The following is a 21,723-nucleotide window of genomic DNA, read 5'->3' as shown; positions in this document are numbered from 1 at the left end:
CGTGACCGACCCGAACCTTCCCGAGCAGCCCGCCGGCGCCGTCCCGCCCACGCCTCCGGCCGCTCCCGCAGCCCCCGCGTACGGCACGCCGCCGGCCGCGCCCGCCGCTCCGGCCTACGCCGCGCCCGCCTACGGCGCCCCGGCGTCGACCAAGACCAACGTGCTCGCGATCGTCTCGCTCGTCTCGGCGTTCTTCATCTCGCTCGTCGCGGTGATCACCGGCCACATCGCGCTGAGCCAGATCAAGAAGACGGGCGAGCAGGGCCGCGGCCTCGCGATCGCGGGTCTCATCCTCGGGTACATCGGCCTCGTCGTCGGCATCATCTGGATCATCGTGATCATCGCGATCGCGGCGGCCGGCGGCTTCTCGGCGAGCTACAGCACGTACTGAGCCGCGCCGAGACCCGTACCAGCAGACCAGGGGAGCACCCATGAGTGATCCGAAGAATCCCGACGAGGTTCCCGGCGTGCCGGCCGAGCCCGAGGTTCCCAGCGTTCCCGAGCCCGTCACCCCCGATGCGCCCGAGCCCGTGGTGCCCGGCGAGCCCGAGCCGTCGATCCCCGACGCGCCCGAGCCGATCGTGCCGGTCGACGCCGCGGCGTCGGGGCCCGAGGTGCCCTCGGCGCCCGAGCCGCCCGGAGCTCCCGAGGCGCCCGTCGCGCCGCCCGCGCCGCCGGCTCCGCCCGCGCCTCCGGCGCCTCCGGCGTACGGTGCGCCCGCCGCAGGCTACGGCGCGGCGACGCCTCCGCCGCCGCCCGCCTACGGTGCGCCCGCCGCACCCGGCTACGGCGCACCCGCGGGTGCGCAGCCCGCGTACGGCGCACCGGCCTACCCGGCCTACGCACCGCAGGCCAAGCCGACCCCGACGCTGAGCATCATCTCGATGATCGGCGGCATCGTCGGAATCTTCGGCAGCTTCTTCTACGGCTTCGGCGCGCTCTTCTCGATCGCCGCCGTCGTGCTCGGATTCATGGGCAAGAAGAAGGAGCCCGAGGCCAAGGGGTTCTGGCTCACCGGCATCATCACCGGCTTCGCCGGCATCGCGTTCAGCCTCCTGTGGATCGGCTTCATCGTGCTGTTCGTGGTCCTCGCGGCCGCCAGCAGCTCGGTCGGGTACTGAGCGACGACCTCAGTACGACGAAGCGAACGTGAGCCCTGAGATGGCTGAAGCAGAGGGAGTCCCGCCGAAGGGCGGGGCTCCCTCTGCTCGTCCCGTCGAGCCCGAGCACGGTTCGCGCGACGTCGGCGAATCGTCCGGCGTCGCGCCCGCGCCCGCTCCCGACCACGGCGAGCCCGGCGAACCCGCCGCCCCGTCCTTCGACGTGACGGCGATCGGGTCGCCCGAGCCGACGGGCGAGCGCTCGGGCGAGCCCGTGGTCCGGCCGCCCGCCGACGGCGGCCCCGGGCTCGACGATCCGCTGGCGCCGTACCGCCCGGCGGAGCCGACCCTGCGCGCCGACCCGGTCGTGCGCGAGTTCGACGTGCCCGTCGACACGGGGCAGCTCCGGCGCATCTCGACGGGGCAGCTGCTCGTCGTCCACCGGCCCGAGTACGACCAGCGCGAGGTCGTCGAACAGCTCGAGCAGCGACGCGCGTACAGCTGGGTCGCCGCGGTCACGGGCATCATCGGCGCGACGGCGTCGCTGTTCGTCGGGTGGATGCTGCCGCTCTCGATCGCGGCCATCGTCTTCGGCGTGCTCGGCCTCCGCCGCGAGGAGCACGGACGCACGCTCGCGTTCATCGGCATCGGAACCGGCCTCGGAGGGCTCGTGTTCTCGGCCCTCTGGATCGGCTACTACGCGATCGTCTTCGGCGCGCTGCCCGCCTGATCGCGCCTCGCGGCGGTGCGGGCCCTCGGCTCGGGGCGCAGCGGGTCAGATCCGTTCGACGAGCAGCGTCACGTGGCGGCCCTGCTCCCGGGTCAGCACGACGGTCGCCCGTTCGGCGCCCTTCAGCTTGAGCCGGGTGCGCAGTGCGGCCGGGTCGACGTCGACGCCCCGCTTCTTGATCTCCAGGGTGCCGACCCCGCGAGCCTGCAGGGCCTGACGCAGCCCGCGCTCGTCGGCGGGCAGCCGCTCGAGCACGCGGAATCCCCGTGCGAACGGTGAGTCGAACGCGGTGTCGGCCGTGAGGTAGGCGATGCCCGGGCTCAGCATCCAGGCGCCGTTCGCCCGGGCGAGGTCGCCGATGAGCCGTGCCCGGATGACCGCGCCGTCGGGTTCGTAGAGATAGTCGCCGAGCGGGCCGTCGGGGGCGTCGGGGGAGTCGGCCGGTGCGGTGAGCTCGTGCGCGAGCTCGCCCCGGATGACGAGCGCGGAGCGGCCGACGCCCGGGCGGGCGAGCGCGCCCAGCCACACGCCGAGCTCGACCACGTCGCCGTCGACCGACACCCACTGCGCCTCGGCACCGGCCGGGATCACGTCGCGGTCGGTGCCCGGGCCGAGCTTCACGCCCACGGGAAGCCGCTCGGCGAGGCCGAACGCGAAGTCGAGGCTCGGCGAGTACGCCGAGGCATCCGCGATGCGCGTCGTGGTGCCGCCCGCGGTGGTGCGCCGGGCGGGATCGAGCCAGACGCCCCCGATGCCGCCGAGCGCGACCGTCTCGGCGCGCTCGTGCAGCACCCGGGCGTGCGGGAAGGGGGTGAGGTTGTAGGCCGCGATCGCGGCGGTGACCTCGTCGGCGTCGGCGGCGGTGACCTCGAGGTCGATCGCGGCCATGGCCAGCGCGTCGCCGCCGATGCCGCAGCCGAGGTCGGCGACGTGCTGGACGCCGGCGCGCGAGAACCGGCCGGCGTGGAGCGCGGCGACCTGCAGGCGGGTCGCCTGCTCGAGACCTGCCTCGGTGAAGAGCATCCGGGCGGCGAACGGGCCGAACTTCGCGGCGGCCTTCGCGCGGAGCTTCGCCTGGCTGAGGACGGTCGCGACCAGGGAGGCGGGGTGCCCCTGGCGGCGGAGCGCGGCGACGGTCTTCACGATGTCGGCCTTCGAGTCCCATTCGGGCAGGCCGTCGAGGAGGCGCAGCCCCTCGGGCGAGAGGAGTTCGACGAGCTCGGAGCGTTCCACCCGGCCACGCTAGCACCGCGCCGAGCGGCCGCCGAGCGGCGATCGCACGGGGCATCCGGCCCCGGTGTTCGCCGCGCGTGAACGGACTGGCACTCACGTTGCACGAGTGCCAAAACGCGCCTAGACTCGGCTTAGCACTCTCACTCAGAGGCTGCTAATCAGTCTTCGCAAGACAGTTTCTTCATCAGAGAGATAGGGGCAACCGTGTCGGTTTCCATCAAGCCGCTCGAGGATCGCATCGTCATCAAGCAGGTCGAGGCCGAGCAGACCACCGCGTCGGGCCTCGTGATCCCCGACACCGCCAAGGAGAAGCCCCAGGAGGGCGAGGTCGTGGCCGTGGGCCCCGGCCGCATCGACGACAACGGCAACCGCGTCCCGCTCGACGTCGCCGTCGGCGACAAGGTGATCTACTCGAAGTACGGCGGCACCGAGGTCAAGTTCGGTGGCGAGGACTTCCTCGTGCTCTCGGCCCGCGACGTGCTCGCGGTCGTCGTCCGCTGAGCGACTCGAACCTCCAGAACGGCCCGGATGCCTCGCATCCGGGCCGTTCTGCATCCGCACCCGCGGCCGCGTTGGCCATCGCTTCGCACGGGCGTAGTCTGTATCGGTGAATCCCCGCCCTGAGCTCCCCGACGCGACGACGCAGCAGGGCATCAGCCGGCCGGGACTCGCGTACGCGATCTCCTCCTACCTGCTGTGGGGCTTCCTCCCCATCTACTTCATCGCGCTCGCGCCGACCGGCTCGCTCGAGATCGTCGCCTGGCGCATCCTGCTCTCGCTCGTGTTCTGCGCGCTGCTCATCACGGTCACCCGCGGATGGGGCGCGTTCTTCGCGCTGCTCCGCGACCGCCGGGTGCTGTTCACGATGGCCGCCGCGGGCGCCCTCATCTTCGTCAACTGGCAGACCTACGTGTACGCGGCGGTCTCCGAGCAGGTCGTCGAGGCCTCGCTCGGCTACTTCATCAACCCGATCGTCACCGTCTTCCTCGGCGTGCTCGTGCTGCGCGAACGGCTCAACACGACGCAGTGGGTCGCGGTCGGCATCAGCATCGTCGCCGTGATCGTGCTCGCGGTCGGCCACGGGCAGTTCCCGTGGATCGCGCTGCTGCTCGCCTTCTCGTTCGGCTTCTACGGCCTCATCAAGAAGCGCGTCGGCCCTCGCGTCGACGCCGTCTCGGGTCTCACGCTCGAGACGCTCTGGCTCGCGCCCCTGGCCGCGGTGCAGCTGTGGTGGGTCGCCGCGACCACGGGGCTCACGATGGGGACCGAGGGCACCTGGCACACCGTGCTGCTGCTCGGCGCCGGCGCCGTCACGGCCGTGCCCCTGCTGCTGTTCGCGGCGGCCTCGCGCCGGCTGCCGCTCATCTACATGGGCTTCATCCAGTACTTCGCCCCGTTCATCCAGTTCCTGGTGGGCGTCGTGCTGCTCGGCGAGCCGATGCCGCCCGAGCGGTGGATCGGCTTCGCGCTCGTGTGGGCGGCCCTCGCCGTGCTCACGGTCGACCTCATCCGCGGCGCCCGGCGAGCGTCGAAGCGCGTGGTCGCCGAGCCCGTCTGAGCCCCCGCCGCGATTGCGGAATCAGCGCATGATGACGCCGGATGACGCGGATTTCGTGCGCAGATCCGCGTCAGGATGTCGATGAGGTAACGATTCGGGCGGGTGTTACAGGGTTGTGACCGGGGTCACTTGTTTCCGCCGGGGCCCCGGAATACTGTCAGACAACGGCGTCACCACGGCGCTGCATTGTGTACCAATTTCCTTCAGTCCCAAGGAGCAACATGAGCGTTTTCGCGAAGGCCACGGCCACGCGCTCGGCTCGCGCAGCCTGGACGGGCATCGCCATCGCCGGCGTCAGTGCCCTCCTCCTCACTGCGTGCAGCACGGGCTCACCGGCCCCTGCCGAATCCGAAGAACCGGCCACGGACGCCGGCGACGCCCTGCCCATCGCCGAGGGCGAGCGCGACCTCGCGCTCAAGCTCGGAACGATCCTGCCGCAGAGTGGTGCGCTCGCATTCCTCGGCCCGCCCGAAGAGGCCGGCGTCCAGCTCGGTGCCGACGACGTCAACGCGGTCGACTCCGGCCTCGCCGTCGAGGTCGTCTTCCGCGACTCGGGCGACACCACGACCGACACCGCGACCGTCTCGGTGACCGACCTCCTCTCGCAGGACGTCTCGGCCATCATCGGCGCCGCGTCGTCGGGCGTCTCGAAGACCGTCATCGACCAGATCGTGGCGGCGGGCGTCATCCAGTTCTCGCCCGCGAACACCTCGGCCGACTTCACCGACTACAACGACAACGGCCTGTACTGGCGCACGGCTCCGTCCGACGTGCTGCAGGGCGAGGTGCTCGGCAACCTGATCGCCGAGGACGGCAACGCGACGCTCGGCCTCATCGTGCTGAACGACTCGTACGGCACCGGTCTCGCGCAGTTCACCAAGGACGCCTTCGAGGCGGCCGGCGGCGAGGTCGTCGCCGAGGCGCTCTTCAACGAGGGCGACTCGAGCTTCGACGCGCAGATCGCCGAGGTCACGGCGGCCAACCCCGACGCGATCGCGCTGGTCACGTTCGACCAGGCCAAGATCATCACGCCGGCCCTCGTCGGCTCGGGCTACCCCGGCGACCAGCTGTACTTCGTCGACGGCAACCTGTCCGACTACAGCGCCGACTTCGCTCCGGGCCTCGTGGCCGGCTCGAAGGGCACGCTGCCGGGTCTCGACACGGGCACGCTCGGTGACTTCACCGACCGTCTGCTCGGCATCGACCCCGACCTGACCGACTACAGCTACGCGGCCGAGTCGTACGACGCCGTCGTGCTGCTCGCGCTGGCGGCCTACGCGGCCAACAGCACCGACGGCGCCGAGATCGCCAAGTACCTCCAGCAGGTCTCGGGCGGCACCGGCGACGGCGAGAAGGTCACTTCGTACGAGGACGGCATCGCGCTCCTCGCCGAGGGTCAGCAGATCGACTACGACGGTCCGTCGGGTCCGATCACGTTCGACGAGAACGGCGACCCCACCGAGGCGACGATCGGTATCTTCCAGTACCTCGACGACAACACCTACGAGCGCATCGGCGACGGCTGATCCAACGCGCGAAGGTGAAGGGCCCCGGCTTCGGCCGGGGCCCTTTCCCGTGCGCGGGAGTCTTCTCGGACGGCCGGAGCGTCGACGCGGCCGCCTCGCCTGCGCCACTTCGGCGCCCTCTGCACCACTTCTGCTGGTGCAGAGGGCGCCGAAGTGGTGCGCGCGATGGCGTCGCCGTTCCGCGGCCGGCAGGGGCCCGGTCAAGACCGCCAAGGACCGGGTTCCGGACGCCCGGGAGCGCCCTCCGGCCTCGTACAGGCGATCGCCGGCGCGCCGCGGCACGGCGCCAGGCACGGCGCGCCATGCACGGCGCGTGCCGACGGAGCGGCTGCGCGGCCGGCCGGCGCAATCCCGTCGGGCGCCCGTGCAAAGTCGGGTCGCAACCGGCGGAGACAGGCCCAGAAGCTGTGAAACGACGAAGGGGCGGATGCCGCAGCATCCGCCCCTTCGTCGTTCGTCCGGTCGTTACTCCTCGTCTTGACCGAGGGTGCCGAGGTACAGCCCGATGACCTTCGGGTCGTTCAGCAGCTCGCGGCCGGTGCCGGTGTAGGCGTCGCGACCCTGGTCGAGCACGTAGCCGCGGTCGCAGATCTGCAGGCAGCGGCGGGCGTTCTGCTCGACCATGATGGTCGTCACGCCGGCACGGTTGATCTCCTTCACCCGGAGGAACGCCTCGTCCTGGCGGACGGGGGAGAGGCCGGCGCTCGGCTCGTCGAGGAGCAGCACGTGCGGCCCCATCATGAGCGCGCGCGACATCGCGACCATCTGCCGCTCGCCGCCCGACAGCGATCCGGCGCGCTGGCCGAGTCGCTTGCCGAGCTCGGGGAAGATCTCGGTGACGAACTCGAGCCGCTCCTTGAGGCCCTTCGGCTTCAGGAAGATGCCCATCTCGAGGTTCTCCTGGATGGTGAGCGAGGGGAACACGTTGTTCGTCTGCGGCACGAAGCCGACGCCCTGGGCGACGAGCTTGTTCGCCTTGAGGTTCGTGATCTCCTCTCCGTGCAGGTAGATGCCGCCCTCGCGGACCTTGACGAGGCCGAAGATCGACTTCAGCAGGGTCGACTTGCCGGCGCCGTTCGGGCCGATGATGCCGATGAGCTCGCCCTGGGCGGCCGTCAGCGAGCACCCGTTGAGGATGTTCACCCCCGGCAGGTACCCGGCGACGACATCGCGCACCTCGACGACGAGCTCGCCGGCGGGCGGCTCCGCGACGGACGGGGCGGGGCTACTGTTCGTCATCGATGAGCTCCTTCAGCGCTTCGACGTGGCCGGTGTCGGTCGAGCCGAGGTCGGTGTCGTGGTGGGCACCGAGGTAGGCGTCGATCACCGCCGGATCCTCCATGACCGTGTGCGGGTCGCCTTCGGCGACGACGCGGCCCTCGGCCATCACGACCACCCAGTCGGCGATGTGCCGGACCATGTGCATGTCGTGCTCGACGAAGAGCACGGTCATGCCCTCGGCCTTCAGGTTGAGGATGTGGTCGAGCAGCGACTGCGTGAGCGCCGGGTTCACACCCGCCATCGGCTCGTCGAGCATGACGAGCGTCGGGTCGCTCATGAGCGCCCGTGCCATCTCGAGGAGCTTCCGCTGCCCGCCGGAGAGGCTTGCCGCGTAGTCGTCCTTCTTGACGTCGAGCTTGAACCTGGTGAGGATCTCGAGCGCCTTCTCCTCGATCGCCGCGTCCTGCTTGCGCCAGAGCGAGGGGATGAGGGAGCGGAAGAGGTTCTCGCCGACCTGGTCCTTCGCGCCGAGCTTCATGTTGTCCATGACCGAGAGCAGGCCGAGGGACTTCGTGAGCTGGAACGTGCGGATCAGGCCCATGCGGGCGACCCGGTACGCAGGCACGTGCGCGAGCGCTCGTCCGTCGAACGACCAGGTGCCGGTGTCGGGCTTGTCGAAGCCCGTCAGCAGGTTGAAGAACGTCGTCTTGCCGGCGCCGTTGGGCCCGATGAGCGCCGTGATGGCGCCCCGCGGGATCTCGACGTGCTCGACGTCGACGGCGGTGAGGCCGCCGAAGGTGCGCTTCACGCCGTCGGCGATCAGGATCGGATCGTGCTTCTTGACGCCGGGAGCGGCGTCGCCGACGTGGAGACCGGTGGTCTTCACCGGCTTGGACGTGGGAGTGGCGTCACTTGACAAAAGCCAGCTCCTTCCGGTTTCCGAGGAGGCCCTGTGGCATGAATATGACGATCAGCATGATCGCGATGCCGACGAGGATGAAGCGGAGCTGACCGGCCTGCACCTGCGTCATGAACGGGAACCAGCCCGCCTCGACCGCCCGGGAGATGAAGCCCGAGAAGAACGACAGCAGCACCCAGAACACCATCGAGCCGACGATCGGCCCGAGGATGGTCGCGGCTCCGCCGAGGAGCAGGATGGCGTAGACCATGAAGGTCAGCGTCGGCTGGAAGTACGACGGCACGACCGCGCGCGGCATCACGAAGATGATGCCGGCGAGGGTGCCGAAGAGTCCGCCGAGGATGAGGCTCTGCATCTTGTACGAGTAGACGTTCTTGCCGAGCGAGCGCACGGCGTCCTCGTCTTCGCGGATGCCCTTGATGACGCGGCCCCACGGGCTGCGCATCAGCAGCCAGGTGAGCAGCGCGGCGAGCGCCACGACGACCCAGCCCAGCACGAGGAAGAACCACACGCGGTTGTCGAACACCCACGGGCCGATGCCGTAGCGCCCGGGCGGGAACGGGTTGAACGCGAGCAGCCCGGTCTGGAACTCGGAGAGTCCGTTCGCCGAACCGGTCACCGGCTGGAACTCGTTCGTCGTGAAGACGAGCCGCAGCACCTCGGCTGCGGCGATCGTCACGATCGCGAGATAGTCGGCGCGCAATCGCAGCGTCGGGATACCGAGGATGAGTGCGAACACCACGGAGGCCAGCAGGGCGCTGAGCAGGCAGGCCCACCAGGGCCAGCCGAGCTTCAGTGCCGGGATGGCGTAGCCGTAGGCGCCGAGCAGCATGAATCCCGCCTGGCCGAAGTTCAGCAGGCCGGTGAAGCCGAAGTGGATCGCCAGACCCAGCGCGGCGAGCGCGTAGGCGGCTGTCGTCGGGCTGATCAGCTCGACGGCCGCGTTTCCAAAGATTGCTCCCCAGTCGATCATGGTCGTCCCCTCCTTATCCGATTCGCTCTCGACGGCCGAGGATGCCCTGCGGCCGGAACAACAGCACCAGGATCAGGATGACCAAGGCGCCCACGTACTTCATGTCGCTCGGCAGCCACAGCGTCGACAGCTCGACGAACACGCCCACGATGAGCGAGCCGACGAGGGCGCCGAACGCGGTGCCGAGACCGCCGAGGGTGACCGCGGCGAAGACGAGCAGCAGGATCTGGAAGCCCATGTCCCAGCTGACGCCCGGACGGAAGTACGCCCAGAGGATGCCCGAGAGGCCGGCGAGCAGTGCGCCGAGCACCCAGACGATGCGGATGACCCCGTCGACGTCGATGCCGCTCGCGGAGGCGAGGCTGGCGTTGTCGGAGACCGCGCGGGTCGCCTTGCCGATGCGGGTGCGCAGCAGGAAGAACGCGACCGCGAGGAGCACCACGATGCTGACGCCCATGCTCACGAGGTCGACCCACGAGAGCGCGATGGGCCCGATGCGGATGTCGCTCGGCAGGGTCGCGCCCGGCAGCTGGCTCGTCGAGCCGCCGTAGAAGAACTGGTACGTGTACCGCAGGGCGAGCGAGAGGCCGATGCTGACGATCATCAACTGGATGACGCCCACGCCCTTCCGTCGCAACGGCTTCCAGATGGCGGCGTCGAGCCCCCAGCCGAGGGCCGCGCTCAACAGCAGGGCGATGCCGATCGCCGCCCACAACGGCCAGCCGAGGTTCGACCCGAACGTGAGCACCATGAGCGCACCGAAGGTGATGAGCTCGGCGTGCGCGAAGTTCGAGAGACCGGTCGTGCCGAAGATCAGCGAGAGGCCGATCGCCGCCAGCGCCAGCAGCAACCCGAAGTTGATGCCGTTGAACAGGCGTTGCGCGAACTGGTCGAAGAAGCTGACCGTGGTGCGGGTGCCTTCGCCGAGGAAGAAGTTCACCGAGGCGTTCTTCGTGAGGCCGAACTCGGCCTCACGGGTCGCGCCGCCCTCGGCGACGACCACACCCTCGGGCAGCGTGTCCTCGTCGAGGGTCACCTCGTAGGTGCCCTTCTCGGGTACGCCGATCTCCCAGCGACCGTCGGCATCCGTCTCGGTCTCGGCTTCGAAGCCGTTCCCTTCGAGCGATATGCCCACTCCTTCGAGCGGCTCGCCGTTGTACTGCACGTTTCCACGGAAGTGGTATTCGTACTCCTCGGACTCCGCGGCCGTACTCCCATCCTCCGCCATCGCAGGGGACGCTGCGATGCCGGACAGAGTGAGTGCGGACAGAAGTATTCCGAGGAGGAGAAGCCACCTCCCGCGAGAGCGTGTCTGGATTGTTCTCGTGGGTTCCACTGCACCTCCAAGGGGTCACCGGAGGCATGTTGGACCTCCGGGACCGATCCTTTCCCGTTGACGACGTCGTCGACGGTACGTGCCGATTATGTCCCATGTGTTTCGGACATGGGCACAACAGGCCCTCGATTGTTATCCGGGGAATGCCCGCGGTGCAAACTCGCTTAACATTGATGCACCGCCAACACGCCCACGACGCGCTCAGCGCGGGCACTCCACACGAAGGGAAGTCATGGATCAGGCAGATCCGTTCGGATTCACGGGACTCACGTACGACGACGTCCTCCTCCTGCCCGGTCACACCGACGTGATCCCGAGCGACGCCGACACGAGCTCGCGGCTCACGCGTCGCATCACCGTCGCGACGCCGCTCCTGTCGGCCGCGATGGACACCGTCACCGAGTCGCGCATGGCGATCGCCATGGCGCGCCAGGGCGGCATCGGCATCCTGCACCGCAACCTCTCGATCGCCGACCAGGCCGAGATGGTCGACCGCGTGAAGCGCAGCGAGTCGGGCATGGTCTCGAACCCCGTCACCACCACGCCGGATGCCTCGGTGGCCGACGTCGACGCGCTGTGCGCGACCTACCGGGTCAGCGGGCTCCCCGTCGTCGACGACGAGGGCAAGCTCGTCGGCATCATCTCGAACCGCGACATGCGCTTCGTCTCCGACTTCGACAAGCCGTCCACCAAGGTCAGCGACGTCATGACCAAGATGCCGCTCATCACCGGCCGCGTCGGCATGAACCCCGACGAGGCGCTCGCGATCTTCGCCGAGCACAAGGTCGAGAAGCTGCCGCTCGTCGACGACGAGGGCCACCTCACCGGCCTCATCACGGTCAAGGACTTCGACAAGTCCGAGCAGTACCCGAACGCCACGAAGGACGCCGAGGGCCGCCTGCGGGTCGGTGCCGCGATCGGCTTCTTCGGCGAGGCGTGGGAGCGCGCCGAGGCCGTCCGCGACGCGGGCGTCGACGTCATCGTCGTCGACACCGCGAACGGCGAGTCGGCGGGCGTGCTCGACATCATCCGCCGCCTGAAGGCCGACCCGAGCTTCGCGCACATCGACGTCATCGGCGGCAACGTCGCGACCTACGAGGGCGCCAAGGCGCTCGTCGAGGCCGGCGCCGACGCCGTCAAGGTCGGCGTCGGGCCCGGCTCGATCTGCACCACCCGCGTCGTCGCCGGCGTCGGCGTGCCCCAGGTCACGGCCGTGTACGAGGCATCCAAGGCGACGAAGCCCGTCGGGGTGCCCCTCATCGCCGACGGCGGCCTGCAGTACTCGGGCGACATCGCGAAGGCGCTCGTCGCGGGCGCCGACACCGTCATGCTCGGCTCGCTCCTCGCGGGCACGGCCGAGAGCCCGGGCGAGCTCGTCTTCCAGAACGGCAAGCAGTTCAAGGCCTACCGCGGCATGGGATCGCTCGGCGCGATGCAGACCCGCGGCAAGAAGACCTCGTACTCGAAGGACCGCTACTTCCAGGCCGACGTGCCGACCGACGACAAGCTCATCCCCGAGGGCATCGAGGGCCAGGTGCCGTACCGCGGCCCGCTCTCCGCAGTGGCGTACCAGCTCATCGGCGGCCTGCGCCAGTCGATGTTCTACGTCGGCGCGCGCACCATCGAAGAGCTGAAGACGAAGGGCCGCTTCGTGCGGATCACGCCCGCCGGGCTCAAGGAGTCGCACCCGCACGACGTGCAGATCGTCGTCGAGGCGCCGAACTACACGCGCTGACGTCGGCGCGGCGCGCGCCGCGCGCACCGTCGAAGGGCGGCACGACCTCGGTCGTGCCGCCCTTCGGCGTCAGCGGCCCGCCGCGTCGGCGAGCCGAGTGATCGCCTCGCCGAGCACCTCGGGGGTGCACGCGAAGTTCACCCGCACGTGCCCGCGGCCGACGGTGGCGCCGAACTCGGGCCCGATGCCGAGCGCGACGCGCGCGTGCTCGAGTGCATAGGCCGCCGGGTCGTCCCCCCAGCCGAGCGCGGTGAGGTCGAGCCAGCCGAGGTAGGTGGCGTCGGGCACCCGGTAGCGCACGCCCGGCAGCTCGTCGGCGATGAGTTCGGCGAGCAGTCGCCGGTTGTCGTCGAGGCTCGCGAGCACGCCGTCGAGCCAGTGACCGCCCTCGCGGAAGGCCGCGATCGAGGCGATCGACCCGAACTGGCTCATGCGCCACTCGACCTCGTACGGGAAGGCCCTGCGCACCGCGTCGCCCCGCTCGGAGGCCGTCACCACCATGGCGGCCTTCAGCCCGGCGAGGTTGAACGCCTTCGACGCCGCCGTCACTGCGACACCCTGCTCGCGGGCGGCGTCGGACACGGTGAGGAAGGGCGTGTAGATCGTGCCCGGCTGCGAGAGCGGACCGTGCACCTCGTCGGAGACGATCGTCGCACCGTGCCTCGCCGCGATCTCGGCGAGCGCCGCGAGCGTCTCGCGCGGCGGGACGTGCCCGATCGGGTTGTGCGGGTTGCAGAGCACCATCGCCTTCGCGCCTGCCGCGAACGCCGCGTCGATGCCGTCGAGGTCGAGCGACCAGCCCTCGTCGATGCCGCCGCCCATGGGCACCTCGACGACCTTCGCCGAGGCCTCGGTGACGATGTCGAAGAACGGGGGATAGATCGGCGGGGTGATGATCACCCCGTCGCCCGGCTCGGTGACCTGCCTGAGCACCTCGACGAGGCCCATCGCGACGTCGCCGGTGCAGGTGACGCGCGCCGGGTCGACCTGCCAGTCGAAGCGCTCGGCGGCGAAGGGGACGAAGGCCTCGGCCACGCCGCGGCTGCCGGCCGCGTAGCCCGTGTCGGAGCGGTCGACGGCGGCGTGCAGGGCCGCGGCGATCGGTTCGGCGAGCGGGTAGTCCATCTCGGCGACCGGCAGCGGCAGCACGTCGGCGTCGTAGAGACGCCACTTGGCACTGGTGCGATGGCGGAGGACGTCGAGCGGCTCAGCGGCGATGCGATGCATGCCTCCAGCTTGCCGCAGATCGGATCGGGGTGGCAGGGGGTGGCGCGATGCTTGTATCCTGATCGGCTGCCCATCGGGCGGCGCGGCCGCGGGACATCCGATACCGGTCGCGAACCGATCGGATCCGACTCATGGGCTTCATCGACGTCAACGGCGTCTCCTTCTCCCTCCCCGACGGGCGGCCGCTGCTCGCCCGCCTCGCCTTCCGCGTCACCGACGGCGCCACGACGGCGCTCATCGGCGCGAACGGCGCGGGCAAGTCGACCCTGCTGCGCATCATCCGCGGCGAGCTGCGCCCCGACGAGGGCAGCGTGCAGGTCGACGGCGGCCTCGGGGTGATGGACCAGTTCGTCGGCACCGGCAGGGCGATCGAGGGCGCGGATGCCACGGTCGCGGGCCTGCTCGTCTCGGTCGCCCCCGCTCGCATCAGGGCCGCCGCACTCGAGCTCGAGGCATCCGAGAACGCCCTCATCGAGCGCGACGACACCGAGGCGCAGATGCGCTACGCGACCGCGCTCGCCGAGTACGCCGAGGCCGGCGGCTACGAGCAGGAGGTCGTGTGGGACCACTGCACCCTCGCGGCGCTCGGCATCCCGTTCGAGCGGGCGAGGTGGCGTGAGCTGTCGACGCTCTCGGGCGGCGAGCAGAAGCGGCTCGCGCTCGAGGCGCTGCTGCGCGGACCCGAGCAGGTGCTGCTGCTCGACGAGCCCGACAACTCGCTCGACGTGCCGGGCAAGCGCTGGCTCGAGGAGCAGCTGCGGCTGACCCCGAAGACGGTGCTGCTCGTCTCGCACGACCGCGAGCTGCTCGCGCGCGCCGCCGACCGGATCGTCACGATCGAGCTCGGCGCCGCGGGCAACACCGCGTGGGTGCACGGGGGCAGCTTCGAGGGGTACCACGCGGCCCGCGACGAGCGGTTCGCGCGGCTCGAAGAGCTGCGACGCCGCTGGGACGAGCAGCACGCAGCGCTGAAGGCGCTCGTCAACACCCTCAAGGTGAAGGCGACCTACAACGACGGCATGGCCTCGCGGTACCAGGCGGCGGTGACCCGGCTGCGCAAGTTCGAGGAGGCCGGCCCGCCCGAGGAGCGCCCGCCCGCGCAGGCGGTCTCGATGCGGCTGCGCGGCTCCCGCACGGGCAAGCGGTCGATCGTCTGCGAGGGGCTCGAGCTGACCGGGCTCATGCGCCCGTTCGACCTCGAGGTCTGGTACGGCGACCGGGTCGCGGTGCTCGGCTCGAACGGCTCGGGCAAGTCGCACTTCCTGCGGCTGCTCGCGGGCGGCGGCACCGAGCCCGACCGCACCCTCGGGCACGTGACGAGCGTCGGCGAGACGCTCGCGCGGGTGCCGCACGAGGGGCGCGCCGTGCTCGGCGCGCGGGTCGTGCCCGGCTGGTTCGCGCAGAACCACGAGCACCCCGAGTTCCGGGGGCGCACGCTCCTCGACATCCTGCACCGCGGCGACGCGAACCGCGAGGGGATGGCGCGCGAGGCCGCGAGCTCGGCGCTCGACCGCTACGGCCTCGCGGGCGCGGCGCTGCAGAACTTCGAGCAGCTGTCGGGCGGGCAGCAGGCGCGCATGCAGATCCTGCTGCTGGAGCTCTCGGGGGCGACCCTGCTGCTGCTCGACGAGCCGACCGACAACCTCGACCTCGTGTCGGCCGAGGCGCTCGAGGAGGCGCTCGAGCGCTTCGACGGCACGGTGCTCGCGGTCACGCACGACCGGTGGTTCACGCGCAGCTTCGATCGCTTCGTCGTGTTCGCCGAGTCGGGCGACGTCGTCGAGACGGATGCCCCGGTGTGGGACGAGGGCCGGGTGCAGCGCACGCGCTGACGGGGGAGCCCCGGAGCGCGCTGACCCGGGGCGCCCCGGAGCGCGCGCTGACCCGGCGTGGCCCGGAGCGCGCCCCCGGGGCACGAGCCGTCGCGTTCGCCGCCGCTCAGGCGAGCGCGACGGCGAGGCAGGCGGCGACGAACACGAGCTGTTCGATCGTGCGCGGCAGGAGTGGCGACGCGGCGCTGTTCGTGCGGGCGGCGTGCACGTTCGCCGGGAACACCGCCACGAGCAGCAGCGCGAGGCAGAGTGCGGCGAGGTGGTGCGTCGCCGGGATCAGGAGCCCGACCGCCCCCGCGGTCTCGAGCACCCCGGTCGCCGCGACGATGAGCTCGGGCCGCGGCAGCCGCGGCGGGACCATGGCGATCAGCTCGGCCCGCACGGCGGGAACGAGCCGCCCCAACGCGCCCATGAGGAACATCAGGACGAGGCCCCCGGTGAGCCAGGCCTGCCACGAGGCGAGGGCGGCGACGCCGAGCAGGCCGAGGAATGCGGTCGCGGCGATGCCGACGGCGAAGGCGATCGGCACGGGGGAGAGGAACGTCGTCGCCCAGGGGTTGCGCGACGTCGAGGCGGAGCGGTCGGTGCGGCCGGTTCGGCCGCCGTCGGTCAGGGGTGCGCTGCTCGGAGTGCTGCGGTTCATGGAGGCTCCCGTCGGTGATCTTGTCAGTGACAAGATAGGCCGGCCAAGTGAACTTGTCAATGACTAGATCACCGCTCTAGTCTTGGCGCATGGCGTACCACCATGGACGGCTCCGCGAGACGCTGATCGACGAGGCGGCGGCGGCGATCGACGAGCACGGCATCGACGCCCTGAGCCTCCGCGAGCTCGCCCGACGCGCCGGCGTCTCGCACGCCGCGCCCGCCCATCACTTCGGCGACCGCTCCGGCCTGCTCACGGCGATCGCCGCCGATGGCTTCGAACGTCTCGCCGATGCGCTCGGCACCGCCGGCCCCGACTTCGTCGAGACCGGGGTCGCGTACGTGCGCTTCGCGAACGCGGAGCCGGGCCGATTCGCGGTGATGTTCCGCACCGAGCTCCTGCGCCGGGGCGACCCCGCGCTCGAGGCGGCGCGCGACCGGGCCGGCGCCATCCTCGCGTCGGGCGCGGTCGGCGCCCTCGGCGACGACCGGGCCGACCGCCTCGCCGCCTGGTCGATCGTGCACGGCTTCGCCACTCTCTGGAACTCGGGGGCGATCGAGGCCGATCCAGGCGATCGACCCGACGCGCTCGCCCGCGCGGTCGCCGCGAGACTCGTGCACGCCCCGCGGCCGCCTGGCTGAGTCCCGCCATCGGGGGCTCGGGCGCCTCGCGGCACGACCGGTAGGCTGGGACGGTGAGCCAAGAGATCGAGATCGGCCGCTCCAAGCGGGGCCGGCGCGTATACGCATTCGACGACATCGCGATCGTGCCGAGCCGGCGCACCCGCGACCCCGAAGACGTCTCGGTGGGCTGGGCGATCGACGCCTACCAGTTCGACATCCCGTTCATCGCCGCGCCGATGGACTCGGTCGTCTCGCCGCAGACGGCGATCATGATGGGCAAGCTCGGCGGTCTCGGCGTGCTCGACCTCGAGGGCCTCTGGACCAGGTACGACGACCCGGCGCCCGTCCTCGCCGAGATCCGCAGCCTCCCGGCCGAGCGTGCCACCGAGCGCATGCAGCAGCTCTACTCCGAGCCGATCAAGCCCGAGCTCGTCACCGCCCGCCTCGCCGAGATCCGCGCCGCGGGCGTCACGGTCGCCGCGGCACTCTCTCCGCAGCGCACCCAGGAGCTCTACGAGACCGTCGTCGCCGCGGGCGTCGACCTCTTCGTGATCCGCGGCACGACGGTCTCGGCCGAGCACGTCTCGAAGAACCAGGAGCCGCTGAACCTCAAGAAGTTCATCTACGAGCTCGACGTGCCGGTGATCGTCGGCGGTGCGGCGACCTACACGGCCGCGCTCCACCTCATGCGCACCGGTGCGGCAGGCGTCCTCGTCGGCTTCGGCGGCGGCGCCGCCTCGACGACCCGTGCGACCCTCGGCATCCACGCGCCCATGGCGACCGCGGTCGCCGACGTGGCGGGCGCCCGCCGCGACTACCTCGACGAGTCGGGCGGCCGCTACGTGCACGTCATCGCCGACGGCGGCGTCGGCACCGGCGGCGACATCGTGAAGGCGATCGCCTGCGGCGCCGACGCGGTCATGCTCGGTGCGGCGCTCGCGCGCGCGACGGATGCCCCGGGCGGCGGCTACCACTGGGGCGCCGAGGCGCACCACCCCAAGCTCCCGCGCGGCCGCCGCGTGCACGTCGGCCAGGTCGCTCCGCTCGAAGAGGTGCTCTACGGGCCGGCCCCGGCCGCCGACGGCACCGCCAACCTCGTCGGCGCCCTCCGCCGTTCGATGGCCACGACCGGGTACTCCGACCTGAAGGAGTTCCAGCGCGTCGAGGTCATCGTGGAGCCGTACCTGGGTTCGTAGCCACCCCCTACTCGATCACCGAGGTCTCGGGTAGCGTGGAAACGGATCACGCGGCCCAGCCACGAGGCCGCGGGGATGGGGTGGCACGATGGCGAGCAACAAGTCGGTGACGCGGTCGCAGAAGCTCGGCCCTGAAGAGCGGGCGGCGGCGATCGCCCGCCTGAAGGAGAAGGAGCTCGACATCCTCGTGGTCGGCGGCGGCATCGTCGGCACGGGTGCCGCGCTCGACGCCGTCACCCGCGGGCTGTCGACCGGGCTGCTCGAGGCCCGCGACTGGGCCTCCGGCACGTCGAGCCGTTCGTCGAAGCTCGTGCACGGCGGCATCCGCTACCTCGAGCAGCTCGACTTCCGGCTCGTCCGCGAGGCGCTCATCGAGCGCGGGCTCCTGCTGCAGCGCATCGCGCCGCATCTCGTGAAGCCCGTCCGATTCCTGTACCCGCTGCAGAAGCGCGTCATCGAGCGCTGCTATGTCGGCGCGGGCATGCTGCTCTACGACATCTTCAGCTACACGGGCGGCCGCCCGCCCGGGGTGCCGCACCACCGCCACCTCTCGAAGCGGCAGGTGCAGAAGGCGATCCCCTCGCTCTCGCCGAACGCGCTCGTCGGCGGGCTCACGTACTACGACGCCCAGGTCGACGACGCCCGCTACGTGGCATCCCTCGCGAGGACGGCGAGCTTCTACGGCGCGCACGTCGCGAGCCGGGTGAAGGTCGACGGCTTCATCAAGGTGGGTGAGCGGGTCGTCGGCGTGACGGCGCACGACCTCGAGACCGACGAGCACTTCGAGGTGCGCGCGAAGCAGGTCGTGAACGCCACCGGCGTCTGGACCGACGACACCCAGCGGATGGTCGGGGAGCGCGGCACCTTCAAGGTGCGGGCGTCGAAGGGCATCCACCTCGTGGTGCCGCGCGACCGCATCCAGTCGGCGATGGGCATGATCTTCCGCACCGAGAAGAGCGTGCTGTTCGTGATCCCGTGGGGCCGGCACTGGCTCATCGGCACGACCGACACCGACTGGAACCTCGACAAGGCGCACCCGGCTGCGACCGCGGCCGACATCGACTACCTGCTCGAGCACGTCAACCGGGTGCTCTCCATCCCGCTCACGCGCGAAGACGTCGAAGGCGTGTACGCGGGGCTCCGCCCGCTGCTCGCGGGCGAGAGCGACCAGACCTCGAAGCTCTCGCGCGAGCACCTCGTCGCGCACACCGTGCCGGGGCTCGTCGTCATCGCGGGCGGCAAGTGGACCACGTACCGGGTGATGGCGAAGGACGCGATCGACGCGGCCGTCGACGCCCTCGACGGGCGCGTCCCGCCGTCGACGACGCAGGACATCCCGCTGCTCGGCGCCGAGGGGTACCAGGCGGCGTGGAACAAGCGGGGCAAGATCGCACGGGCCTTCGACGTGCACAAGGTGCGCATCGAGCACCTGCTGAACCGTTACGGCACCATGACCGACGAGCTGCTCGACCTCATCCGCAGCGACCCCCGCCTCGGCGAGGCGCTGCCGGGCGCCGACGACTACCTCGCGGCCGAGGTGGTGTACGCCGCCTCGCACGAGGGCGCCCTGCACCTCGACGACGTGCTCGCGCGGCGCACCCGCATCTCGATCGAGGCGTGGGACCGCGGGGTCTCGGCCGCGCCGGTCGCGGCGAAGCTCATGGGCGAGGTCCTCGGCTGGGACGCCGCCCGCGAGACGCTCGAGGTCGAGCGCTACCTGCAGCGCGTCGCCGCGGAGCGCGCCTCGCAGGAGCAGCCCGACGACGAGTCGGCCGACCGGGTGCGGCTCGAGGCGCCCGACATCGTGAAGGTCGACTGAGGGGCACGGCCGTCGCTCGCGGCTCGCCTCCGCGTCGCCGCTGAGGCGCTGCCGTCTCCCGGCGCCCGCAGCGGCGGCACAGGTGCGGCCGGGTAGGCTTGTCCATCGTGTCAGCCGAGTCCCGACGCGCCACCGTGCGCATGATGGTGCGCCCTCGCTGGGTGCTCGCGCTCCTCCTCGCACTCGGGATCGCGGCGGCGTTCGCGGTGCTCGGCCAGTGGCAGCTCGAGCGGGCCGTCGAGCAGGCCGAAGTGGTCGAGCATCCGACCGAGGAGCTCAGGCCCTTCGCGGGCGTCGCGGAACCCGGCACCCCGACCGCGCAGGCCGTCACCGGCCAGAAGGTCGAGGTCGCCGGAGCGTTCGTCCCGGGCGACACCGTGCTCGTCGCCGACCGTCGCAACGACGGCGCCTCCGGGTATTGGGCGGTCGCGCATCTCGAGGTCGCGGATGCCCCGCAGGGAGGCCTGCCGGTCGCACTCGGCTGGGCCCCGGATGCGGCGGCGGCCCAAGCCGCCGCCGACCGCTTCGACGCCGCGATCGATCCCGATGAGACGGTGGCGATCGTCGGTCGCTTCCTGCCGAGCGAAGCGCCGGTCGCACCCGCCGACGACGAGGACCCGTTCCTCATGCGCTCGGTGGCGGTCGCGCAGCTCGTGAACGTCTGGGCGGACTACGACGACCGGCCCGTGTACTTCGGGTACGTGACCGCGGCCGAGCCGGTCGACGGGCTCGAGGCGATCTACTCGCCGCCGCCCCAGCAGAACACCGAGCTCAACTGGCTGAACATCTTCTACGCGGTCGAGTGGGTCGTGTTCGCGGGCTTCGCGATCTACCTCTGGTACCGGCTCGTGCGCGACGCCGTCGAGCGCGAGCGCGAGGAGGCGGCCGAGGCCGCCGCCGCCGCGGATCGCACGCCCGTCGACGCCGGCTGAGTCCTCGTGCCGGCGCTCGCCGGTCAGCCGCCGAACGCGGCCGCGAACTCGGGGGCGGGCTCGATCTCCGTGATCACGTCGACGAGCACCCCGCCCGGGTCGCGCACGATCACGTGACGCTGCCCGAAGGCCTCGCTGCGGAGCGGTTGCACGGTCGGCACTCCCGCCGCGGCGAGCCGTTCGGCGAGCGCGTCGACGTCGTCGACCTCGAGGTTCACGAGCATGCCGCGGGCGACCTCGCCGTACCCGGCGGGGATGGACTCGTGGCCGGCGTCGAGCAGCGCGAGCTCGTGGCCGCGGTCGGGGTGGCGGAGGCTCACGTACCAGTCGGACTCGAAGGCGGTCGCGAAGCCGAAGTGCTCGCGGTAGAACGCGGCGCTCGCCGAAACGTCGTCGGTGCAGAGGACGGGGTAGCAACCGGTGAGCATGGATCTCTCCCTTCAGAGATACATACAGTGTGTATGTATCCCCGTCCAGCGTGACTGACGTACAGTGTGTATGTCAAGTGGGAGGGTGCGATGGCGACCAAGGCCGAGCAGCGCGAACGCACGCGCGCCGAGATCGTGCGACTCGCGACGGCGCGTTTCGCCGAGCACGGCTACGCGGGCGTCGCGCTCGAGGAGCTGATGTCGGAGGCGGGGCTCACCCGCGGCGCGCTCTACCACCACTTCGGCAGCAAGCAGGGGCTGTTCCAGGCCGTCGTCGAACACGCGCAGCGCGGCGTCGCGCAGGCGGTCGAGCACGCGTCGACCGGCCACGACGACGTGCTCGACGACTTCCTCGCGGGGTGCCGCGCTTTCCTCGAGGCGAGCCTCGCCCCCGAGGTGCGGCGCATCCTGCTCATCGAGGGCCCGGCCGTGCTCGGCTGGGGCGACTGGCGCGAGGGCGACCTCGAGACGAGCGTGCGGCTGCTCGACGAGGGCGTCGCCGAGCTCGCCGCCGCCGGACTCATCGACGCTCGCTCGCTCGGCACCGTCTCGACGATGCTCTCGGGCGCCCTCAACGAGGTCGCGATCGCGAACGCCGCCTCGTCCGACCCCGCCCGCGGCATCGACGACGCCGTCGAGACCCTGGGCCGGTTCCTGCTGGGTCTGCGCCCAGCCGCGGCCACGTAGACTGT

General features: G+C 71.1%; 21 protein-coding genes. 13 read left to right on the top strand and 8 right to left on the bottom strand.

Annotation, left to right across the window (positions count from 1 at the left end; translation table 11 throughout):
- The first annotated feature begins 1 nt into the window (after position 1).
- Genes ACFVTH_RS02735 through ACFVTH_RS02725 form a run of 3 tightly spaced genes read left to right on the top strand, consistent with a single transcriptional unit; the run spans position 2 to position 1,830 of the window.
- Positions 2 to 391, top strand: coding sequence for a DUF4190 domain-containing protein (locus ACFVTH_RS02735; protein ID WP_387086565.1), 390 nt, complete (start codon positions 2 to 4; stop codon positions 389 to 391).
- Between the two features lie 40 nt (positions 392 to 431).
- On the top strand, positions 432 to 1,121 hold the full coding sequence (locus ACFVTH_RS02730; RefSeq protein WP_387086563.1) for a hypothetical protein: 690 nt from the start codon (positions 432 to 434) through the stop codon (positions 1,119 to 1,121).
- A gap of 40 nt (positions 1,122 to 1,161) precedes the next feature.
- Positions 1,162 to 1,830, top strand: a complete 669-nt coding sequence (locus tag ACFVTH_RS02725) for a hypothetical protein (RefSeq protein ID WP_387086561.1) — start codon at positions 1,162 to 1,164, stop codon at positions 1,828 to 1,830.
- 45 nt (positions 1,831 to 1,875) lie between these two features.
- On the opposite strand, the gene ACFVTH_RS02720 is transcribed toward ACFVTH_RS02725, so the two are convergent.
- On the bottom strand, positions 1,876 to 3,063 hold the full coding sequence (locus ACFVTH_RS02720; protein ID WP_387086559.1) for an SAM-dependent methyltransferase: 1,188 nt from the start codon (positions 3,061 to 3,063) through the stop codon (positions 1,876 to 1,878).
- Positions 3,064 to 3,267: 204 nt separating this feature from the next.
- Between ACFVTH_RS02720 and groES the strand changes: the two genes are divergently transcribed.
- The 3 genes from groES (at position 3,268) to ACFVTH_RS02705 (ending at position 6,147) form a co-directional block, all read left to right on the top strand.
- Positions 3,268 to 3,564 (top strand): co-chaperone GroES, encoded by a 297-nt coding sequence (gene groES, locus ACFVTH_RS02715; protein ID WP_022889766.1) that lies wholly within the window; start codon positions 3,268 to 3,270, stop codon positions 3,562 to 3,564.
- A gap of 106 nt (positions 3,565 to 3,670) precedes the next feature.
- Positions 3,671 to 4,621, top strand: a complete 951-nt coding sequence (gene rarD, locus ACFVTH_RS02710; protein WP_387086557.1) for an EamA family transporter RarD — start codon at positions 3,671 to 3,673, stop codon at positions 4,619 to 4,621.
- Between the two features lie 221 nt (positions 4,622 to 4,842).
- Positions 4,843 to 6,147 (top strand): ABC transporter substrate-binding protein, encoded by a 1,305-nt coding sequence (locus tag ACFVTH_RS02705; protein ID WP_387086555.1) that lies wholly within the window; start codon positions 4,843 to 4,845, stop codon positions 6,145 to 6,147.
- 465 nt (positions 6,148 to 6,612) lie between these two features.
- On the opposite strand, the gene ACFVTH_RS02700 is transcribed toward ACFVTH_RS02705, so the two are convergent.
- Genes ACFVTH_RS02700 through ACFVTH_RS02685 form a run of 4 tightly spaced genes read right to left on the bottom strand, consistent with a single transcriptional unit; the run spans position 6,613 to position 10,425 of the window.
- On the bottom strand, positions 6,613 to 7,386 hold the full coding sequence (locus ACFVTH_RS02700; protein WP_386939736.1) for an ABC transporter ATP-binding protein: 774 nt from the start codon (positions 7,384 to 7,386) through the stop codon (positions 6,613 to 6,615).
- Positions 7,373 to 8,287: an ABC transporter ATP-binding protein gene (locus ACFVTH_RS02695; RefSeq protein WP_386939737.1), complete on the bottom strand. Its 915-nt coding sequence runs from the start codon at positions 8,285 to 8,287 to the stop codon at positions 7,373 to 7,375. The genes ACFVTH_RS02700 and ACFVTH_RS02695 overlap by 14 nt, the downstream gene beginning before the upstream one ends.
- Positions 8,277 to 9,257, bottom strand: a complete 981-nt coding sequence (locus ACFVTH_RS02690; protein WP_386941120.1) for a branched-chain amino acid ABC transporter permease — start codon at positions 9,255 to 9,257, stop codon at positions 8,277 to 8,279. Before ACFVTH_RS02690 ends, ACFVTH_RS02695 begins: the two co-directional genes overlap by 11 nt.
- A gap of 16 nt (positions 9,258 to 9,273) precedes the next feature.
- Positions 9,274 to 10,425, bottom strand: coding sequence for a branched-chain amino acid ABC transporter permease (locus ACFVTH_RS02685; RefSeq protein WP_387086553.1), 1,152 nt, complete (start codon positions 10,423 to 10,425; stop codon positions 9,274 to 9,276).
- 403 nt (positions 10,426 to 10,828) lie between these two features.
- On the opposite strand from ACFVTH_RS02685, the gene guaB reads away from it, so the two are divergent.
- Positions 10,829 to 12,331 carry an IMP dehydrogenase gene (gene guaB, locus ACFVTH_RS02680; RefSeq protein WP_387086551.1) on the top strand — a complete coding sequence of 501 codons (1,503 nt, stop codon included), beginning with the start codon at positions 10,829 to 10,831 and terminating at the stop codon, positions 12,329 to 12,331.
- A gap of 69 nt (positions 12,332 to 12,400) precedes the next feature.
- Here the strand turns inward: guaB and ACFVTH_RS02675 are convergent, their stop codons facing one another.
- Positions 12,401 to 13,558, bottom strand: a complete 1,158-nt coding sequence (locus ACFVTH_RS02675) for a MalY/PatB family protein (RefSeq protein WP_387086549.1) — start codon at positions 13,556 to 13,558, stop codon at positions 12,401 to 12,403.
- A 131-nt stretch (positions 13,559 to 13,689) separates the two neighbouring features.
- Here ACFVTH_RS02675 and ACFVTH_RS02670 point away from each other — a divergent pair, with 131 nt between their 5' ends.
- Positions 13,690 to 15,390: an ABC-F family ATP-binding cassette domain-containing protein gene (locus ACFVTH_RS02670; protein ID WP_387086547.1), complete on the top strand. Its 1,701-nt coding sequence runs from the start codon at positions 13,690 to 13,692 to the stop codon at positions 15,388 to 15,390.
- A gap of 106 nt (positions 15,391 to 15,496) precedes the next feature.
- Here the strand turns inward: ACFVTH_RS02670 and ACFVTH_RS02665 are convergent, their stop codons facing one another.
- On the bottom strand, positions 15,497 to 16,033 hold the full coding sequence (locus ACFVTH_RS02665; protein WP_387086545.1) for a DoxX family protein: 537 nt from the start codon (positions 16,031 to 16,033) through the stop codon (positions 15,497 to 15,499).
- A gap of 89 nt (positions 16,034 to 16,122) precedes the next feature.
- Between ACFVTH_RS02665 and ACFVTH_RS02660 the strand changes: the two genes are divergently transcribed.
- The 4 genes from ACFVTH_RS02660 (at position 16,123) to ACFVTH_RS02645 (ending at position 20,603) form a co-directional block, all read left to right on the top strand.
- Positions 16,123 to 16,674, top strand: a complete 552-nt coding sequence (locus ACFVTH_RS02660; RefSeq protein WP_387086543.1) for a TetR/AcrR family transcriptional regulator — start codon at positions 16,123 to 16,125, stop codon at positions 16,672 to 16,674.
- A gap of 53 nt (positions 16,675 to 16,727) precedes the next feature.
- A complete protein-coding gene (locus ACFVTH_RS02655; protein ID WP_387086541.1) occupies positions 16,728 to 17,852 on the top strand; it encodes a GuaB3 family IMP dehydrogenase-related protein in 1,125 nt (374 codons plus the stop codon).
- An 88-nt stretch (positions 17,853 to 17,940) separates the two neighbouring features.
- Positions 17,941 to 19,671, top strand: a complete 1,731-nt coding sequence (locus ACFVTH_RS02650; protein ID WP_387086539.1) for a glycerol-3-phosphate dehydrogenase/oxidase — start codon at positions 17,941 to 17,943, stop codon at positions 19,669 to 19,671.
- A gap of 107 nt (positions 19,672 to 19,778) precedes the next feature.
- A complete protein-coding gene (locus ACFVTH_RS02645) occupies positions 19,779 to 20,603 on the top strand; it encodes an SURF1 family cytochrome oxidase biogenesis protein (RefSeq protein ID WP_387086537.1) in 825 nt (274 codons plus the stop codon).
- Between the two features lie 23 nt (positions 20,604 to 20,626).
- Here ACFVTH_RS02645 and ACFVTH_RS02640 read toward each other — a convergent pair whose 3' ends face one another.
- Positions 20,627 to 21,031, bottom strand: coding sequence for a VOC family protein (locus ACFVTH_RS02640; RefSeq protein ID WP_387086535.1), 405 nt, complete (start codon positions 21,029 to 21,031; stop codon positions 20,627 to 20,629).
- A gap of 90 nt (positions 21,032 to 21,121) precedes the next feature.
- Between ACFVTH_RS02640 and ACFVTH_RS02635 the strand changes: the two genes are divergently transcribed.
- Complete coding sequence (locus ACFVTH_RS02635) at positions 21,122 to 21,718, top strand: TetR/AcrR family transcriptional regulator (RefSeq protein WP_387086533.1); 597 nt, start codon at positions 21,122 to 21,124, stop codon at positions 21,716 to 21,718.
- The last annotated feature ends 5 nt before the right edge of the window (positions 21,719 to 21,723 follow it).

This window comes from Agromyces sp. NPDC058104 (assembly GCF_042884835.1).
Taxonomy (GTDB): Bacteria; Actinomycetota; Actinomycetes; order Actinomycetales; family Microbacteriaceae; genus Agromyces.
This window is presented reverse-complemented; position numbering and strand designations above follow the sequence as displayed.